The organism is Paraburkholderia sp. RL17-337-BIB-A, assembly GCF_046025895.1.
In the GTDB taxonomy this organism is placed as follows: Bacteria; Pseudomonadota; Gammaproteobacteria; order Burkholderiales; family Burkholderiaceae; genus Paraburkholderia; species Paraburkholderia fungorum_C.
Genome location: NZ_JARESY010000001.1, coordinates 204,049 through 222,008, shown reverse-complemented (window position 1 = coordinate 222,008; position 17,960 = coordinate 204,049). Strand labels below are relative to the sequence as shown.

12 protein-coding genes and 1 tRNA gene are annotated in these 17,960 nt (G+C 58.8%); all 13 read right to left on the bottom strand.

Translation table 11 applies throughout. The features are described from left to right. Positions 1-11: 11 nt before the first annotated feature. The 13 genes from fusA to P0D84_RS00940 all read right to left on the bottom strand — a co-directional run bounded on the left by fusA (position 12) and on the right by P0D84_RS00940 (position 17,924). Positions 12-2,114 (bottom strand): elongation factor G, encoded by a 2,103-nt coding sequence (gene fusA, locus P0D84_RS01000; RefSeq protein WP_408331710.1) that lies wholly within the window; start codon positions 2,112-2,114, stop codon positions 12-14. 134 nt (positions 2,115-2,248) lie between these two features. Next, positions 2,249-2,719 (bottom strand): 30S ribosomal protein S7, encoded by a 471-nt coding sequence (rpsG, locus tag P0D84_RS00995; protein ID WP_006053291.1) that lies wholly within the window; start codon positions 2,717-2,719, stop codon positions 2,249-2,251. Between the two features lie 180 nt (positions 2,720-2,899). Next, positions 2,900-3,280, bottom strand: a complete 381-nt coding sequence (gene rpsL / locus P0D84_RS00990) for a 30S ribosomal protein S12 (RefSeq protein ID WP_006998493.1) — start codon at positions 3,278-3,280, stop codon at positions 2,900-2,902. Positions 3,281-3,501: 221 nt separating this feature from the next. Continuing rightward, positions 3,502-5,349: a DNA helicase RecQ gene (recQ, locus tag P0D84_RS00985; protein ID WP_408331708.1), complete on the bottom strand. Its 1,848-nt coding sequence runs from the start codon at positions 5,347-5,349 to the stop codon at positions 3,502-3,504. A 251-nt stretch (positions 5,350-5,600) separates the two neighbouring features. Continuing rightward, positions 5,601-9,839 (bottom strand): DNA-directed RNA polymerase subunit beta', encoded by a 4,239-nt coding sequence (rpoC, locus tag P0D84_RS00980; protein WP_179734810.1) that lies wholly within the window; start codon positions 9,837-9,839, stop codon positions 5,601-5,603. 21 nt (positions 9,840-9,860) lie between these two features. Next, positions 9,861-13,967: a DNA-directed RNA polymerase subunit beta gene (rpoB, locus tag P0D84_RS00975; protein ID WP_408331706.1), complete on the bottom strand. Its 4,107-nt coding sequence runs from the start codon at positions 13,965-13,967 to the stop codon at positions 9,861-9,863. Positions 13,968-14,336: 369 nt separating this feature from the next. Further along, positions 14,337-14,708, bottom strand: coding sequence for a 50S ribosomal protein L7/L12 (gene rplL / locus P0D84_RS00970; protein WP_172318043.1), 372 nt, complete (start codon positions 14,706-14,708; stop codon positions 14,337-14,339). A gap of 63 nt (positions 14,709-14,771) precedes the next feature. Beyond that, positions 14,772-15,275, bottom strand: coding sequence for a 50S ribosomal protein L10 (rplJ, locus tag P0D84_RS00965; protein ID WP_408331703.1), 504 nt, complete (start codon positions 15,273-15,275; stop codon positions 14,772-14,774). A 301-nt stretch (positions 15,276-15,576) separates the two neighbouring features. After that, entirely contained in the window at positions 15,577-16,275 is a 699-nt protein-coding gene (rplA, locus tag P0D84_RS00960; RefSeq protein WP_007180145.1) for a 50S ribosomal protein L1, read from the bottom strand. Beyond that, positions 16,276-16,707: a 50S ribosomal protein L11 gene (gene rplK, locus P0D84_RS00955; RefSeq protein WP_115781229.1), complete on the bottom strand. Its 432-nt coding sequence runs from the start codon at positions 16,705-16,707 to the stop codon at positions 16,276-16,278. Positions 16,708-16,872: 165 nt separating this feature from the next. Further along, a complete protein-coding gene (nusG, locus tag P0D84_RS00950) occupies positions 16,873-17,430 on the bottom strand; it encodes a transcription termination/antitermination protein NusG (RefSeq protein WP_408331701.1) in 558 nt (185 codons plus the stop codon). 1 nt (position 17,431) lies between these two features. Beyond that, on the bottom strand, positions 17,432-17,812 hold the full coding sequence (gene secE, locus P0D84_RS00945) for a preprotein translocase subunit SecE (RefSeq protein ID WP_408331699.1): 381 nt from the start codon (positions 17,810-17,812) through the stop codon (positions 17,432-17,434). 36 nt (positions 17,813-17,848) lie between these two features. Then, positions 17,849-17,924, bottom strand: a tRNA-Trp gene (locus tag P0D84_RS00940). Between the last annotated feature and the right edge of the window lie 36 nt (positions 17,925-17,960).

Here is a 17,960-nt window from a genome sequence, read left to right as displayed (position 1 = left end):
TTGCCGCGCGCTTACTTCGACTTCGCGTTGATGATCGCTTCAGACACGTTGCGCGGTGCTTCGGAATAGTGCTTGAACTCCATCGTGTACGTTGCACGACCTTGGGTCAGCGAACGCAGCGACGTCGAGTAACCGAACATTTCCGACAGCGGCACTTCGGCGCGAACAATCTTGCCGCCGCCAACCATGTCGTCCATGCCCTGAACGATGCCGCGACGACCCGACAGGTCGCCCATCACGTTGCCCATGTAATCTTCAGGCGTTTCGACTTCCACAGCCATCATCGGTTCGAGGATGACCGGTTGAGCCTTGCGCATGGCTTCCTTGAACGCCATCGAACCAGCCATGCGGAACGCATTTTCGTTCGAGTCGACGTCGTGGTACGAACCGAACGTCAAGTGAACCTTCACGTCAACGACCGGGAAGCCTGCCAGCACGCCAGCCTTCAGCGTTTCCTGGATACCCTTGTCGACTGCCGGGATGTATTCACGCGGAATCACACCGCCCTTGATTTCGTCCAGGAACTCGTAGCCCTTGCCTTGCTCATTCGGCTCGAGCGTGATGACCGCGTGACCGTACTGACCGCGACCACCCGACTGCTTGACGAACTTGCCGTCAACGTCTTCCGCCTTGCCGCGGATCGTTTCACGATACGCCACTTGCGGCTTGCCGACGGTTGCTTCGACGCCGAATTCACGCTTCATCCGGTCGACCAGAATTTCCAGGTGGAGCTCGCCCATGCCCGAAATGATGGTTTGACCCGATTCTTCGTCCGTTTGAACGCGGAACGACGGATCTTCCTGAGCCAGACGGTTCAGGGCCAGACCCATCTTTTCCTGATCCGGCTTCGTCTTCGGCTCAACAGCCTGCGAAATAACCGGCTCCGGGAAAATCATGCGCTCGAGCACGATCGGGTGCAGCGGATCGCACAGCGTATCGCCCGTGGTTGCGTCCTTCAAGCCAACTGCAGCAGCGATGTCGCCTGCGTGCACTTCCTTGATTTCTTCACGCTGGTTTGCGTGCATCAGCAGAATACGACCGAGACGTTCCTTCTTGTCCTTGGTCGCGTTCAGCAGCGTGTCGCCCGACTTCGTCGTGCCCGAGTAGACACGGAAGAAGATCAACTGGCCGACAAACGGGTCGGTCATGATCTTGAATGCGAGCGACGAGAACTTCTCGTCGTCCGCTGCGCGACGCTCAGCCTTTTCACCGTTTTCGAGTTCACCCGTAACCGGCGGAATGTCGATCGGCGACGGCAGGAAGTCGAGCACGGCGTCCAGCATCCGTTGCACGCCCTTGTTCTTGAACGCGGTACCGCACAGCATCGGCTGGATTTCGCAAGCGATCGTACGGTCGCGCAGACCCTTAACGATTTCCGCTTCCGTCAACTCGCCTTCTTCGAGGTACTTGTTCATCAGGTCTTCGCTCGATTCAGCCGCAGCTTCGACCATCTTCTCGCGCCATTCGTTGCACGTGTCGACGAGGTCTGCCGGGATGTCTTCGTACGAGAACTTCGTGCCTTGGGACGCTTCGTCCCAAATGATCGCTTTCATCTTCAGCAGATCGACCACGCCCGTGAACGTTTCTTCAGCGCCGATAGGCACCACGACCGGAACCGGGTTCGCCTTCAGACGCAGCTTGAGCTGGTCGTAGACCTTGAAGAAGTTCGCGCCGGTACGGTCCATCTTGTTGATGAACGCGAGACGGGGAACCTTGTATTTGTTAGCCTGACGCCACACGGTTTCCGATTGGGGCTGCACGCCGCCCACTGCGCAATACACCATGCATGCGCCGTCGAGCACGCGCATCGAGCGCTCAACTTCAATCGTGAAGTCTACGTGGCCCGGGGTGTCGATGATGTTGATGCGGTGCTCAGCGCGGTCGCCGGCCATGCCTTTCCAGAATGCCGTGGTAGCAGCGGACGTGATCGTGATGCCGCGTTCCTGCTCCTGCTCCATCCAGTCCATGGTGGCAGCGCCGTCGTGAACTTCACCAATCTTGTGGTTCACGCCGGTGTAGAACAAGATGCGCTCGGTCGTCGTCGTTTTGCCGGCGTCGATGTGAGCGCTAATACCGATGTTACGGTAGCGCTCGATAGGTGTCTTGCGAGCCACTTTGATCCTCTATTGGGATGACGCGATGCGAGAAAATACCCATCGCGCTGTAACACAAACGGGCGAGGCGCTTTGTAAGCGCACCCGCCCGGAATTTCTTTCCGCTTTTTCTGCTAAACCCGGGTTCGGGAAGCTTAGAAACGGAAGTGCGAGAACGCCTTGTTGGCTTCTGCCATCCGGTGAACTTCGTCGCGCTTCTTCATCGCGCCGCCACGGCCTTCGGCCGCTTCGGAGAGTTCACCCGCCAGACGCAGGGCCATCGACTTCTCGCTGCGCTTCTTCGCGGCTTCACGCAACCAACGCATCGCCAATGCCATACGACGCGACGGACGCACTTCGACCGGAACCTGATAGTTCGCACCACCAACGCGGCGGCTCTTAACTTCGACCACCGGCTTGACGTTGTTGAGCGCTACCGTGAACACTTCCAGCGGGTCCTTGCCACCCTTGGTCTGGATCTGTTCGAAAGCACCGTACACGATGCGCTCAGCAACCGACTTCTTGCCGGAGAGCATCAGCACGTTCATGAACTTAGCTACATCTACGTTACCGAACTTCGGATCCGGCAACACTTCCCGCTTGGGGACTTCGCGACGACGCGGCATGTTTCTTCCTTTACTTTTCAGTTGGAGCTATTTTTAGCCCCGCGGCCACCAACTAACCCGATTCATCACTAGCGACTTACCAGCCTGGTCGGGTGACCACTTACTCGACAGCACCGGCGATTCCGGCACCACCGCTATTACCGCCTTTGCAGGCGACCTGAAACCACTCTGACCGGCTAATTACTTGCCAGCCTTGGCACGCTTCGCACCGTACTTCGAGCGAGCCTGCTTACGATCCTTGACGCCCTGAGTGTCCAGCGAGCCGCGAACCATGTGGTAACGCACACCCGGCAAGTCCTTAACACGGCCGCCGCGAATCAGCACGACCGAGTGTTCCTGCAGGTTGTGGCCTTCACCACCGATGTACGAAATGACCTCGAAACCGTTCGTCAAACGAACCTTGGCAACCTTACGCAGTGCCGAGTTAGGCTTCTTCGGCGTCGTGGTGTACACACGGGTGCACACGCCGCGACGCTGGGGGCAGTCCTGCAAAGCCGGGCTCTTGCTCTTCGTCGTTTCCGACGCGCGGCCTTTGCGAACCAGTTGATTGATGGTTGGCATTGTTTATTCCTGAAATTGAACAAAATCGACGCATCTGTTTCCGGGCAAAGCAGAAACGATTGCGCATCGAACTTCCGGAACGGGGTGTCAGCGCACGAATTGACTTCGCACCCAAGCATTCCAAGAACCGGAACCTAGCATAATATTCCGAAAATGCTAAGCGAGTCAATAGGTTGCGATGTTTCGCACGCCTGCCGACCTCAAACTGCCCTCGCCGGCGCTCAGTCGGCGGCTACGACTTCAAGCAACTCGTCCCCGAAACGGTCGAGTTTGCGGGCGCCCATACCCGGAATACCACGCAAATCCTCGATGCAATCGGGGCCGTTGCGGGCGATTTCGGCCAACGTGGCGTCGTGGAAGATAACGTAGGCCGGCACGCCGTCGCTTTTCGCCGTCTCCGTGCGCCAGGCGCGCAGCCGTTCCCAGCGGGCGCGCTCGCGCGGGCCCATGCCAATCGTCGGGTCGGCACGCTCGCTGGTGCGGCCGGATGACTGGCGGGTACGCGTCGGCTTCACGTAACGGCGCATCGTCACGTCCTGCTCGCTCTTCAACACCGCTTTGGCAGCCTCAGTCAGCACCAGCGAGCCGAAGCCTTCGTGGTCGACGGTGAGGTAGCCAAATGCGACGAGCTGGCGAAAGATAGCGCGCCACTCCGGCTCGCCGAGCGCCGCTCCGATCCCAAAGGTGGTGAGCTTCTCGTGACCGCGTTGCAGGATCTTCTCGCTGCGGTTGCCACGCAGAATATCGATCAGGTGTCCGGCGCCGAAATGAAACCCACTCGCCCGCTGCGCGCGGAACACACATGACAGCGCCATTTGCGCTTCGCGCGTCGCGTCCCATGTGTCGGGCGGCTCGATGCAGTTGTCGCAGTTGCCGCATGGCTTGCTCGACTCGCCGAAATACGCGAGCAGCCGCACCCGGCGGCAGGTCGCCGCTTCGCACAGCCCAAGTAACGCGTCGAGCTTGCCGGTCTGAACGCGCTTATGCGCATCGTCGGCGTCGGACTCGTCGATCATCTTGCGCTGCTGCACGACGTCGCCCAGACCGTACGCCATCCAGGCGTTCGCCGGCATGCCGTCGCGGCCCGCGCGCCCGGTTTCCTGGTAGTAACCTTCGACACTCTTCGGCAAATCAAGGTGAGCTACGAAGCGCACATCCGGCTTGTCGATTCCCATGCCGAATGCGATCGTCGCGCACATCACAATGCCCTCCTCACGCTGAAACATCTCCTGATGCTTCTGGCGGATTTCGAACTCCATGCCGGCGTGGTAAGGCAACGCGCGCATCCCTTTCTCTTTCAGCCACTCCGCCGTTTCTTCGACTTTGCGACGCGACAGGCAGTAGACAACGCCGGCGTCAGTCGTGCCGTCCGGTTTCGAATGTTCGGCACGAATGAAGTCGAGCAATTGCGTACGCGCATTGTCCTTTTCGACGATGCGATAGCGAATGTTTGGACGATCGAAGCTCGAGACAAAGATGCGCGCGTCATCGAGCGCCAGACGGTGAATGATTTCGTCGCGCGTGATCGCGTCGGCGGTTGCGGTGAGCGCGATGCGCGGCACGTTCGGAAAGCGCTCGTGCAGCACCGACAGCTGAATATATTCAGGGCGGAAATCGTGCCCCCATTGCGACACGCAGTGCGCCTCGTCGATGGCGAACAGGCCAATGCGCGTACGTTCTAGCAACTCCTGGAAACGAGGCGTCATCAACCGTTCCGGCGCTACATACAGCAGATCGATTTCGCCTTCACGTAGAGCACGCTCGGTGGCCATCGCCTCCGCGCTCGACAGCGTTGAGTTCAGGTAAGCGGCACGCACGCCAACTTCCGTGAGCGCGGCGACCTGGTCCTGCATCAATGCGATCAGCGGGGACACCACGATCCCCGCTCCGCACCCAGCTTCGCGCCGCACCAGTGACGGAATCTGATAGCACAACGACTTGCCGCCGCCCGTCGGCATCAGCACGAGGCAGTCGCCGCCGCCGGCGACGTGCTCGACAATTTCGCCCTGCTGTCCTCTGAACGCAGGGTAGCCAAAGACTTCGTTGAGGATTTCGAGCGGACGGGACATGGATTTGAGAGAAGCAGCGTAAAGCCGGTGACACGAATTTTACCAACGCATTCGTGCTGCGCTCGGGCTTTGCGACAACGTTAGCCGTTCGGCCGACGAATCCACAAAAACATACAAAAGTGGGGCTCGCGCGGTGCGTGGGACAGGAGTAAGTGCTAAAGCACTAACTCCTGTCGACAAAAAAAAACCGCTCAGTCGAAACTGAGCGGCTTCGCTGGCTGGTGAGCCCAAGCGGCTTGCGCCGCTGGGACTTACTCGCCTGAGTGCTGCTGTTCGGCGGCCGGGGTTTCCGGCGTACCGAATTCGAACGACTCTTCCGCTGCGATCTGATCGAAACGCTCGCGATCGGACAGTTCCTTGCTCTTGCGTGCCTTGTGGAACGCGAGACCCGTACCAGCCGGAATCAGACGACCAACGATCACGTTTTCCTTCAGCCCGCGCAGATCGTCGCGCTTGCCCATGATCGCCGCTTCGGTCAGCACGCGAGTCGTTTCCTGGAACGACGCCGCGGAGATGAACGAATCGGTCGACAGCGATGCCTTCGTGATACCGAGCAGCACGTTGTCGTAGGTTGCCGGGATCTTGTCTTCCGCAGCCATCCGGTCGTTCTCGTCGAGCATATCCGAACGCTCGACCTGTTCGCCCATGATGAAGCGCGTGTCACCATTATCGACGATCTGCACACGGCGCAGCATCTGACGGACGATCACTTCAATGTGCTTGTCATTGATCTTCACGCCCTGCAGACGATACACGTCCTGCACTTCGTCCACGATGTAACGCGCCAGCGCTTCAACGCCCTGCAAACGCAGAATGTCGTGCGGATCAGCCGGCCCGTCGACAATCATTTCGCCCTTGTTGACGACCTGACCATCGTGCACCAGAACCTGCTTTTCCTTCGCGATCAGGAACTCGTGCTGATTGCCTTCGAGGTCCGTGATAACGAGACGCTGCTTGCCCTTCGTGTCCTTACCGAACGACGTCGTGCCCGTGACCTCCGCCAGAATACCGGCGTCCTTCGGCGAGCGCGCTTCGAACAGTTCAGCCACACGCGGCAGACCACCGGTAATGTCGCGAGTCTTTTGCGATTCAACCGGGATCCGTGCGAGCACTTCACCGACCTGCACTTGCTGACCGTCCTTCACGGTGATCAGAGCGCCGACCTGGAAGCCGATCTGCACCGAGTGCTCGGTGTTCGGGATCTTGACTTCTTCGCCGTTCGCGTCGAGCAGCTTGACCTGCGGGCGCACCGTCTTCGACGCTTGCGAACCGCGGCGCTTCACGTCGATCACGACCAGCGTCGAAAGACCCGTCACATCGTCGATCTGCTTGGCAACCGTCACGCCTTCTTCGACGTTTTCGAACTTCACCGTACCACCGTACTCGGTGATGATCGGACGCGTCATCGGATCCCACGTCGCCAGCTGCGTGCCGGCCTTGATCTGCGCGCCGTCCAGTTGCAACAGCGTCGCGCCGTACGGCACCTTGTGACGTTCACGCTCGCGGCCGTGGTCGTCGGTGATCATCGCTTCGCCCGAACGCGAGATGACGATCTGCTCGCCCTTCGCGTTGGTGACGTAACGCATCGTTGCCGTGAAACGCACCGTACCGTTCGACTTGGCTTCAACCGACGAAGCCACCGCTGCACGCGATGCCGCACCACCGATGTGGAACGTACGCATCGTGAGCTGCGTGCCCGGTTCACCGATCGACTGAGCAGCGATCACGCCAACTGCCTCACCGACGTTGACCGACGAGCCACGGCCCAGGTCGCGACCGTAACAGGCTGCGCACAGACCGTAACGCGTTTCGCAAGTCAGCGGCGTACGCACGCGCACTTCGTCGATGCCGAGGCGTTCGATTTCTTCGACCGCATCTTCGTCGAGCAACGTGCCCGTTTCGTACAACGTTTCCTGCGATTCCGGATTGACGACGTCAGCCACCGTCACGCGACCGAGGATACGGTCACGCAGCGCTTCGACGACTTCACCGCCTTCGACCAACGCCTTCATGGCGACGCCGTTCGACGTACCGCAATCGTCCTCGACCACTACCAGGTCCTGCGTCACGTCGACCAGACGACGCGTCAGGTAACCCGAGTTTGCCGTCTTCAGTGCCGTATCAGCCAGACCCTTACGTGCACCGTGGGTCGAGATGAAGTACTGCAACACGTTCAGGCCTTCACGGAAGTTCGCCGTAATCGGCGTCTCGATGATCGAGCCGTCCGGCTTCGCCATCAGGCCACGCATACCGGCCAGCTGACGAATCTGAACTGCGGAACCACGAGCGCCCGAGTCCGCCATCATGTAGATGGAGTTGAACGACTCCTGACGCGTTTCGTTGCCGTCGCGATCGACCACAGGTTCCGTCGACAGCTGCTCCATCATCGCCTTGCCGACCGCTTCCGACGTTGCCGACCAGATGTCGACCACGTTGTTGTAACGTTCTTGCGACGTGACGAGACCCGACATGTACTGACGGTCGTATTCCTTCACCTTCTTCGCGGCGTCGCCGACGATGGTTTCCTTCTGCGGCGGCACCAGCATGTCGTCGACGCAGATCGAGATACCAGCGCGCGTTGCCAGACGGAAACCCGACTGCATCAACTGGTCGGCGAAAATCACCGTTTCACGCAGACCGCACTTGCGGAACGCGGTGTTGATCAGGCGCGAGATTTCCTTCTTCTTCAGCGGCTTGTTCAGCACCGAGAACGGCAGGCCCGGCGGCAGAATTTCCGACAGAATCGAACGGCCAACGGTCGTCGCATACAGCGAGATCTTCGGCACGAACTTCGGTGCGCCTTCCGACGTGTCTTCGTTGTGGACCATTTCCGTGATCCGCACGTTGACGCGCGAGGCCAGTTCGACTTCCTTGTTCTCGTAAGCACGCAGTGCTTCCGACACGCCGGTGAATGTCAGACCTTCGCCCTTGGCGTTCACGGCTTCACGCGTCGCGTAGTACAGGCCGAGCACAATATCCTGCGACGGCACGATCGACGGATCGCCGTTGGCCGGGAACAGGATGTTGTTCGACGCCAGCATCAGCGTACGCGCTTCCATCTGCGCTTCGAGCGACAGCGGCACGTGCACAGCCATCTGGTCACCGTCGAAGTCGGCGTTGAACGCCGCGCAAACGAGCGGGTGCAGCTGGATAGCCTTACCTTCGATCAGCACCGGCTCGAAAGCCTGAATGCCGAGACGGTGAAGGGTAGGCGCACGGTTCAGCATGACCGGGTGTTCGCGGATCACCTCTTCCAGGATGTCCCACACCACCGGCGTCTGGTTCTCGACTTCCTTCTTCGCAGCCTTGATGGTGGTAGCCACACCCATCACTTCGAGCTTGTTGAAGATGAACGGCTTGAACAGTTCGAGCGCCATCAGCTTCGGCAGACCGCACTGATGCAGCTTGAGCGTCGGGCCGACCACGATCACCGAACGGCCCGAGTAGTCAACGCGCTTACCGAGCAAGTTCTGACGGAAACGACCGCCCTTACCCTTGATCATGTCAGCGAGCGACTTCAGCGGACGCTTGTTCGCGCCAGTCATTGCCTTACCGCGACGGCCGTTGTCGAGCAGCGAATCGACAGCTTCCTGCAACATCCGCTTTTCGTTGCGGACGATGATTTCAGGCGCCTTCAGTTCGAGCAGACGCTTCAACCGGTTGTTACGGTTGATCACGCGGCGATACAGGTCGTTCAGGTCCGACGTCGCGAAACGGCCGCCGTCCAGCGGCACCAGCGGACGCAGTTCCGGTGGCAGCACCGGCAGCACTTCGAGCACCATCCAGTCAGGCTTGATGCCCGAACGTTGGAAAGCCTCGAGTACCTTCAGGCGCTTCGCATACTTCTTGATCTTCGCTTCCGAACCCGTGTTCTTGAGTTCGGTGCGCAGCATCTCGACCTGCTCGTCGATGTTGATCGCGCGCAGCAGTTCGCGAACGCCTTCCGCGCCCATCTCGGCACGGAATTCGTCACCGTACTCTTCGACCTTGTTGTAGTAATCCTCTTCCGTCATGATCTGCCGCGCTTTCAGCGGCGTCATGCCCGGATCGATCACCACGTATGCTTCGAAGTACAGCACGCGTTCGATGTCGCGCAGCGTCATGTCGAGCACCATGCCCAGACGCGACGGCAGCGACTTCAGGAACCAGATGTGAGCGACCGGCGAGGCCAACTCAATGTGGCCCATCCGTTCGCGACGCACCTTGGCGAGCGTCACTTCGACGCCGCACTTTTCACAGATCACGCCACGATGCTTCAGGCGCTTGTACTTACCGCAAAGGCATTCGTAGTCTTTGATCGGCCCGAAGATCTTCGCGCAGAACAAACCATCGCGTTCCGGCTTGAACGTCCGGTAGTTGATGGTTTCCGGCTTCTTAACTTCACCGAACGACCACGAACGGATCTTGTCTGGCGAGGCCAGACCGATCTTGATCGCGTCAAAAACTTCAGGCTGTTGGACTTGCTTGAATAGATCGAGCAGAGCTTTCATTGCTTTCTCTCCGTAGTCCGATTAGTTGCGGTCGAGGTCGATATCGATACCGAGCGAGCGGATTTCCTTCACCAACACGTTGAAGGATTCCGGCATGCCGGCGTCGATCACGTGATCACCCTTGACCAGGTTCTCATACACCTTGGTCCGGCCCGCCACGTCGTCCGACTTCACCGTCAGCATTTCTTGCAACACGTACGATGCGCCGTACGCTTCGAGCGCCCACACTTCCATTTCACCGAAACGCTGGCCACCAAACTGCGCCTTACCGCCCAACGGCTGCTGCGTCACGAGCGAGTACGGGCCCGTGGAACGCGCGTGCATCTTGTCGTCGACCAAGTGATGCAGTTTCAGGTAATGCATGTAACCGACAGTCACCGTACGTTCGAACATCTCACCCGTGCGACCGTCATACAGACGCACCTGGTTCTTCGACGGCGTCATGCCGAGGTTCTTCGCGATGTCGTCCGGGAATGCCAGATCCAGCGCGCGCGACATTTCTTCTTCCGTCGCACCGTCGAACACCGGCGTGGCGAACGGCACGCCTTCGCGCAGGTTCTTCGCCAGTTCGACGATTTCGTCGTCCGTGAAGCTGTCCAGCTCTTCAGCGCGGCCCGACTCGTTGTAGATCTTGGTCAGGAATTCGCGCAGTTCAGCGATCTTCGCCTGACGTTGCAGCATTTCGCCGATACGCCAGCCGAGACCCTTCGCGGCCCAGCCCAGATGCACTTCGAGAACCTGACCCACGTTCATCCGCGACGGCACGCCGAGCGGGTTCAGAACGACGTCAGCCGGACGGCCATCGGCCATGTACGGCATGTCTTCGATCGGAACGATCTTCGACACAACACCCTTGTTACCGTGACGGCCGGCCATCTTGTCGCCAGGCTGCAGACGGCGCTTGACTGCCAGATACACCTTGACCATCTTCAGGACGCCCGGCGGCAGTTCGTCGCCTTGGGTGAGCTTCTTGCGCTTTTCTTCGAACGCCAGATCAAACTGGTGACGCTTCTGTTCGATCGAGTCCTTGATGGCTTCGAGCTGTGCCGCTGCTTCTTCGTCCGCAAGGCGGATGTCGAACCAGTGGTAGTGATCCAGATCCTGCAGGTAAGCCTGCTCGATCTTCGTGCCCTTTGCCAGCTTCTTCGGACCGCCGTTCGCGACCTTGCCGTCGAGCATACGTGCGAGACGCTGGAACGCGTCGCCTTCCACGATGCGCAACTGGTCGTTCAGGTCGAGGCGATAGCGCTTCAGTTCATCGTCGATGATCTGTTGCGCACGCTTGTCGCGCTGAATGCCTTCACGCGTGAACACTTGAACGTCGATGACCGTACCGCTCATGCCCGACGGCACGCGCAGCGACGTGTCCTTCACGTCCGAAGCCTTCTCACCGAAGATCGCGCGCAGCAGCTTTTCTTCCGGCGTCAGCTGGGTTTCGCCCTTCGGCGTGACCTTACCGACCAGCACGTCGCCTGCTTCGACTTCAGCACCGATGTAGACGATGCCCGACTCGTCGAGACGGCCGAGTTGCACTTCAGCCAGGTTCGAGATGTCGCGCGTGATTTCTTCCGGTCCGAGCTTCGTATCGCGAGCAACGACGTTCAGTTCTTCGATGTGGATCGACGTGTAACGGTCGTCAGCAACCACCTTCTCCGAGATCAAGATCGAATCTTCGAAGTTGTAGCCGTTCCACGGCATGAACGCGACCAGCATGTTCTGGCCGAGAGCCAGTTCGCCGAGGTCGGTCGATGCACCGTCAGCCAGCACGTCGCCACGCGACACGATATCGCCGACCTTCACGATCGGGCGCTGGTTGATGTTCGTGTTCTGGTTCGAACGCGTGTACTTGATCAGGTTGTAGATGTCCACGCCGACGTCGCCAGCAACCGCTTCATCGTCGTTCACGCGAATCACCATACGGCCTGCGTCGACGTAATCGACCACACCGCCACGGAATGCCTGAACCGTTGTACCCGAGTCGACTGCCACCGTGCGTTCGATACCCGTACCGACCACGGCCTTTTCAGGACGCAGACACGGCACAGCCTGACGCTGCATGTTCGAACCCATCAATGCGCGGTTCGCGTCATCGTGCTCGAGGAACGGAATCAGCGAGGCCGCCACCGACACGATCTGCGACGGCGCCACGTCCATGTACTGGATGCGGTCCGGCGTGACCATCAGCGTTTCGCCTGCTTCACGCGACGACACCAGTTCGTCGGTCAGCGAGCCATCAGCAGCCACCGCCGCGTTCGCCTGAGCGATCACGTAACGACCTTCTTCGATCGCCGAGAGATAGTCGATCTGGTCGGTCACTTTGCTGTCCACAACCTTGCGATACGGCGTTTCGAGGAAGCCGTATTCGTTCAGGTGCGCATACAGTGCGAGCGAGTTGATCAGGCCGATGTTCGGACCTTCCGGCGTTTCAATCGGGCACACACGGCCATAGTGGGTCGGGTGCACGTCGCGGACTTCAAAGCCAGCGCGCTCACGCGTCAAACCGCCCGGGCCAAGTGCCGAAACCCGGCGCTTGTGGGTGATTTCCGACAGCGGGTTCGTTTGGTCCATGAACTGCGACAGCTGCGACGAACCGAAAAACTCGCGAATCGCCGACGAAATCGGCTTCGAGTTGATCAGGTCGTGCGGCATCAGGTTTTCGCTTTCGGCCTGGCCGAGGCGTTCCTTCACAGCACGTTCGACACGCACGAGACCAGCGCGGAACTGGTTCTCCGCCAGTTCGCCGACGCAACGCACACGACGATTGCCCAAGTGGTCGATGTCGTCCACTTCGCCCTTGCCGTTACGCAGTTCGACCAGGATCTTGATCGTTGCGAGGATGTCGTCGTCTTGCAGCGTCATCGGACCGACGATTTCGTCGCGACCGACACGACGGTTGAACTTCATACGACCCACCTTGGAGAGGTCGTATGCGTCTTCGCTGTAGAACAGACGGTTGAACAGCGCCTCGACCGCTTCTTCGGTCGGCGGTTCGCCCGGACGCATCATGCGGTAGATCGCGATGCGAGCGGCCATCTTGTCCGCGGTTTCGTCGATACGCAGCGTCGACGAAATGTACGGACCTTGGTCCAGATCGTTCGTGTAGAGCGTCTGGATGTCTTTGATCTTCGATTCGCGGAGCTTCTCGAGGACGGTTTCGGTGATTTCGTCGTTCGCGTTAGCGATGACTTCGCCCGTGTCGCCGTCGACCACATTCTTTGCCAGCACGCGGCCGAGCAGATAGTCTTCCGGCACCGAGATGAACTTCGTCTTCGCGTTGTCGAGATCGCGAATGTGCTTGGCGTTGATCCGCTTGTCCTTCTGGACGATCACGTTGCCGTCACGGTCCGTAATGTCGAAACGTGCGACTTCGCCACGCAGACGCTCGGGCACGAATTCCATCTGCGCGCCTTCCGGCATCAGCGTGAAATTGTCGAACACGAAGAAGTTTGCGAGGATCTGTTCCGGCGTCAGGCCAATAGCCTTCAGCAGGATCGTGACCGGCATCTTGCGACGGCGGTCGACGCGGAAGTACAGCACGTCCTTCGGATCGAATTCGAAGTCGAGCCACGAACCGCGGTAAGGAATGATACGCGCCGAGAACAGGAGCTTGCCCGAGCTGTGCGTCTTGCCCTTGTCGTGTTCGAAGAACACGCCCGGCGAACGATGCAGCTGCGAAACGATCACGCGTTCCGTGCCGTTGATGACGAACGAACCCGTCGGCGTCATGAGCGGAATTTCGCCCATGTACACTTCCTGTTCCTTCACTTCCTTGACGACCGGCTTGCTCGGCGATTCCTTGTCGAGCAGCACCAGACGCACTTTCGCTCGCAGCGCCGAGCAGTACGTCAAACCGCGCTGCTGACATTCCTTGATGTTGAATGCCGGCGGCGACAGCATGTAGCTGACGAACTCTAGACGTGCGAATCCGTTATGCGAAACAATCGGAAAAACGGACGTGAACGCAGCTTGCAGGCCTTCCGGCTTGCGCTGAGTGGATGACGTGTCTGCTTGCAGAAACGTGCTGAATGATTCAAGCTGGGTAGCCAGCAGGAAAGGTACTTGGTGAACGATGGGGCGCTTCGCAAAACTCTTGCGAATGCGCTTCTTCTCGGTGAAGGAATATTGCATACGATCTCCGAATCACGGCGGGCATTGTTGTCGAGGCAGGATACCTTGATGAGACAACCCGAGTGTTCACCGACTGAGACCCGATGGCCGTCCGATGGCTTGAACGAGCCTAGAAGCTTGGTGGTTGGCCGCTACCAACCGCTGGCTGACGGCAGCGGATGCCTGTGTTGCCCGCTACCCGACCAAACTTGCCTTCTGCAGTCGCTTCAGAAGACAAAGAGAAACGCCGGTCAATATTGCCGATAGGCGATTTTCTTTGGCTTCTGGGACCCTGTTCTTGCCGAAACTGGCTGACAAAAACATGGTTCCCACAAAGCACAAAAAGGCCGGCGGTGGAAAACCGCCAGCCTTCGCACAACGCGCCGAAACTTACTTGATTTCAGCCTTCGCGCCGGCTTCTTCCAACTTCTTCTTGGCTTCTTCAGCAGCAGCCTTCGGTACCGATTCCTTAACAGGCTTCGGTGCACCGTCGACCAAGTCCTTCGCTTCCTTCAGGCCGAGACCCGTCAGTTCACGAACAGCCTTAATGACCGAAACCTTGTTCGCGCCGACTTCCGTCAGGTTGACCGTGAATTCGGTTTGCTCTTCAGCGACAGCTGCAGCTGCGCCTGCCGGGCCTGCCACTGCAACAGCAGCTGCCGACACGCCAAACTTTTCTTCGAACGCCTTGACCAGCTCGTTCAGTTCCAGAACCGACATCGAGCTTACTGCCTCGAGGATGTCATCTTTTGCGATTGCCATTTGAAATACTCCTAAATTGAATTCGGATACAGCCAGCGATCAATCACGCTCGACTGAAGTGCGTTACGCAGTGGTTTCTTCGCCTTGTTTCTTTTCTGCCAGCGCGGCCAGAGCGCGCGCAAAGCCGGAAACAGGTGCTTGCATAACGTACAACAGCTTGGAGAGCAGTTCTTCGCGGCTCGGGATGTTTGCCAGCGCTTGCACGCCAGCCTTGTCCATCACCTTGCCTTCGTAGGAACCAGCCTTGATGATCAACTTGTCATTGGTTTTGCCAAAGTCGTTGACGACCTTAGCAGCAGCAATTGCATCTTCCGAGATGCCGTAGATCAGGGGACCAGTCATCTGCTCTGCCAACGGAGCAAACGGGGTACCTTCGACAGCGCGACGCGCCAGCGTGTTCTTCAACACGCGAAGGTAAACCTGTTGCTCACGCGCTTTCGCGCGCAGCTTGGTCAGATCGCCAACCGCGATTCCACGATACTCAGCCAGAACCACGGTCTGGGCTTTCGCGACTTGCGCGGCAACCTCAGCGACGACGGCCTGCTTGCTTTCTTTGTTAAGTGGCACGGTTAACCTCCAGATTCGATACACGCAGCGTGCGCCTTGTGTACCGCGTTCAATAACGGCGTCCGACCAGTCAGGAGTATTTCGACCGCCTGAAACCCACATTGCTGCGGATCTCAACCGGCTTCATCACTACAAAACCTTTTCGGGTTCGCCATCTGCGTTGGCTTTACATTAAGGGACCGCCTGCCTGCTGCGTTCCCGCCAACGGTCTTTGACAACCGGTCGCTCAATGCAGACTGCCATCTTGCGACCGCCCAAAGCCCATAAAACCGCCTCGACTCACATCGAGGCGATGAATTTATTACTGTGCTGCGATCGATGCCTGGTCGACGCGAACGCCGACACCCATCGTGCTTGACAGCGCAACCTTACGCAGGTACACGCCCTTGCTCGTTGCCGGCTTCGCCTTCTGCAACGCATCGACCAGAGCGTTCAGGTTGCTGCGCAGAGCCGTCGGCTCGAACGAAGCACGGCCAATCGTGGCGTGGATGATACCGGCCTTGTCGACACGGAATTGCACCTGACCAGCCTTGGCGTTCTTGACCGCAGTCGCAACATCCGGCGTAACCGTGCCAACCTTCGGGTTCGGCATCAGGCCACGCGGGCCGAGAATCTGACCGAGCGTACCGACAACGCGCATCGTGTCCGGCGAAGCGATCACGATGTCAAAGTCCAGTTTGCCGGCCTTGACTTGTTCTGCCAGGTCTTCCATACCGACGACTTCTGCGCCAGCTGCACGAGCCTGCTCAGCCTTTTCGCCTTGTGCGAACACTGCCACGCGAACCGACTTACCGGTACCCGCCGGCAGCACGACCGAGCCGCGAACCACTTGGTCCGACTTCTTCGCATCAATGCCGAGTTGCACTGCAACGTCGATCGACTCGTCGAACTTCGCGCTTGCACATTCCTTCACGAGCGACAGAGCTTCGTCGATCGCATACAGCTTTTGACGATCAACCTTGGCTGCAAATGCTTGCAGACGCTTTGAAAGCTTAGCCATTTACACGCCCTCCACGGTGATGCCCATCGAGCGGGCGCTACCAGCGATCGTACGAACCGCTGCGTCCAGATCAGCTGCCGTCAGATCGGGCATCTTGGTCTTGGCGATGTCTTCAGCTTGAGCGCGGGTGATCTTGCCGACCTTGTCGGTATGCGGCTTGGCCGAACCCTTGTCGATCTTCGCTGCCTTCTTGATCAGAACCGTAGCCGGCGGCGTCTTCAGAACGAACGTGAAGCTCTTGTCGGCGAACGCGGTGATCACGACCGGAATCGGCAGACCCGGTTCCAGAGCTTGAGTCTGCGCGTTGAACGCCTTGCAGAACTCCATAATGTTCAGGCCGCGTTGGCCCAGTGCCGGACCGACCGGCGGCGACGGGTTGGCTTTACCTGCAGGAATCTGCAGCTTGATAAAGCCGATGATTTTCTTTGCCATTTTGAAAACCTCTTAGGAACGCCGCCGTGGTACAAGCGGGCATTCAGTGAGTAGTAGCGCGCGTTCGCCAGAAAACAGACTACTTACGCTCCTCAACGGCCATTACGCGGACCGTAAGCGCGAAATACGGGACGCACCGATTGGTGCGCCCCGTAGAATTCTGGACTACAACTTTTCGACCTGGCCGAATTCCAGCTCGACCGGCGTTGCGCGGCCGAAGATTGTAACGGAAACACGGACGCGCGACTTTTCGTAATTCACTTCTTCGACGCTGCCGTTGAAATCCGTGAACGGACCGTCTTTCACACGCACCATTTCGCCTACTTCGAACAGGGTCTTCGGACGCGGCTTTTCCACGCCTTCCTGCATTTGCGACATGATCTTCTCGACTTCCCGCGGGGAAATCGGGCTCGGACGATTACGCGCACCACCTACGAAACCCGTCACCTTGGCCGTGTTTTTCACGAGGTGCCACGTTTCGTCTGTCATTTCCATTTCCACGAGGACGTAGCCCGGGAAGAAACGACGTTCGGTCACCGATTTGTGACCGCCTTTCACCTCGACCACTTCTTCAGTCGGAACGAGGATTTGACCAAATTGGCCTTGCATGCCAGCACGTTCAATGCGCTCTTGAAGCGCACGTTGCACGCTCTTCTCCATACCGGAGTAGGCGTGCACCACATACCAACGCTTGCCGCTCGGGGATGCCGGAGTATCGCTCATATCATTTCCAACCCAGAATCACCGAGAAAATCGCCCATTCAATGGATTTATCGCTAACCCAAAGAAAGATCGCCATCACGAACACGAAGCCGAACACTACGAGCGTTGTCTGGGTGGCCTCTTTGCGAGTCGGCCAGACAACCTTGCGAACTTCTTTGTACGAGTCTTTGGCGAAAGCGATGAAACCCTTGCCAGGCGCGGAGAGAAGACCGACTACAACACCTGCGATAGCGCCAACAGCCAAAGCGGCTCCGCGGACGTACCACTCCTGGTCACTGAGCCAGAAGAACCCCACGAACCCGGCCAAGACCAACAATACGCCCGCGACGAGCATCAGCTTGTCGCCGGATGTATTTACAGTTTCGACGGAAGGATTCGCCATAACACCTTAACGAAGCGCCATATACGGCGCGAGAGTTGGCAGGGGCAGAGGGAATCGAACCCCCAACCTTCGGTTTTGGAGACCGACGCTCTGCCAGTTGAGCTATACCCCTAAACCATTTTGGGGTTGACGACACCGCCAACCCCGA

Excerpts from the sequence above, each read along its gene's own strand:
- rpsG (WP_006053291.1), bottom strand. The coding sequence starts at position 2,719 with ATGCCGCGTCGTCGCGAAGTCCCCAAGCGGGAAGTGTTGCCGGATCCG.
- rpsL (WP_006998493.1), bottom strand. The coding sequence starts at position 3,280 with ATGCCAACCATCAATCAACTGGTTCGCAAAGGCCGCGCGTCGGAAACG.
- recQ (WP_408331708.1), bottom strand. The coding sequence starts at position 5,349 with ATGTCCCGTCCGCTCGAAATCCTCAACGAAGTCTTTGGCTACCCTGCG.
- rpoC (WP_179734810.1), bottom strand. The coding sequence starts at position 9,839 with ATGAAAGCTCTGCTCGATCTATTCAAGCAAGTCCAACAGCCTGAAGTT.
- rpoB (WP_408331706.1), bottom strand. The coding sequence starts at position 13,967 with ATGCAATATTCCTTCACCGAGAAGAAGCGCATTCGCAAGAGTTTTGCG.
- rplL (WP_172318043.1), bottom strand. The coding sequence starts at position 14,708 with ATGGCAATCGCAAAAGATGACATCCTCGAGGCAGTAAGCTCGATGTCG.
- rplA (WP_007180145.1), bottom strand. The coding sequence starts at position 16,275 with ATGGCTAAGCTTTCAAAGCGTCTGCAAGCATTTGCAGCCAAGGTTGAT.
- rplK (WP_115781229.1), bottom strand. The coding sequence starts at position 16,707 with ATGGCAAAGAAAATCATCGGCTTTATCAAGCTGCAGATTCCTGCAGGT.
- nusG (WP_408331701.1), bottom strand. The coding sequence starts at position 17,430 with ATGAGCGATACTCCGGCATCCCCGAGCGGCAAGCGTTGGTATGTGGTG.
- secE (WP_408331699.1), bottom strand. The coding sequence starts at position 17,812 with ATGGCGAATCCTTCCGTCGAAACTGTAAATACATCCGGCGACAAGCTG.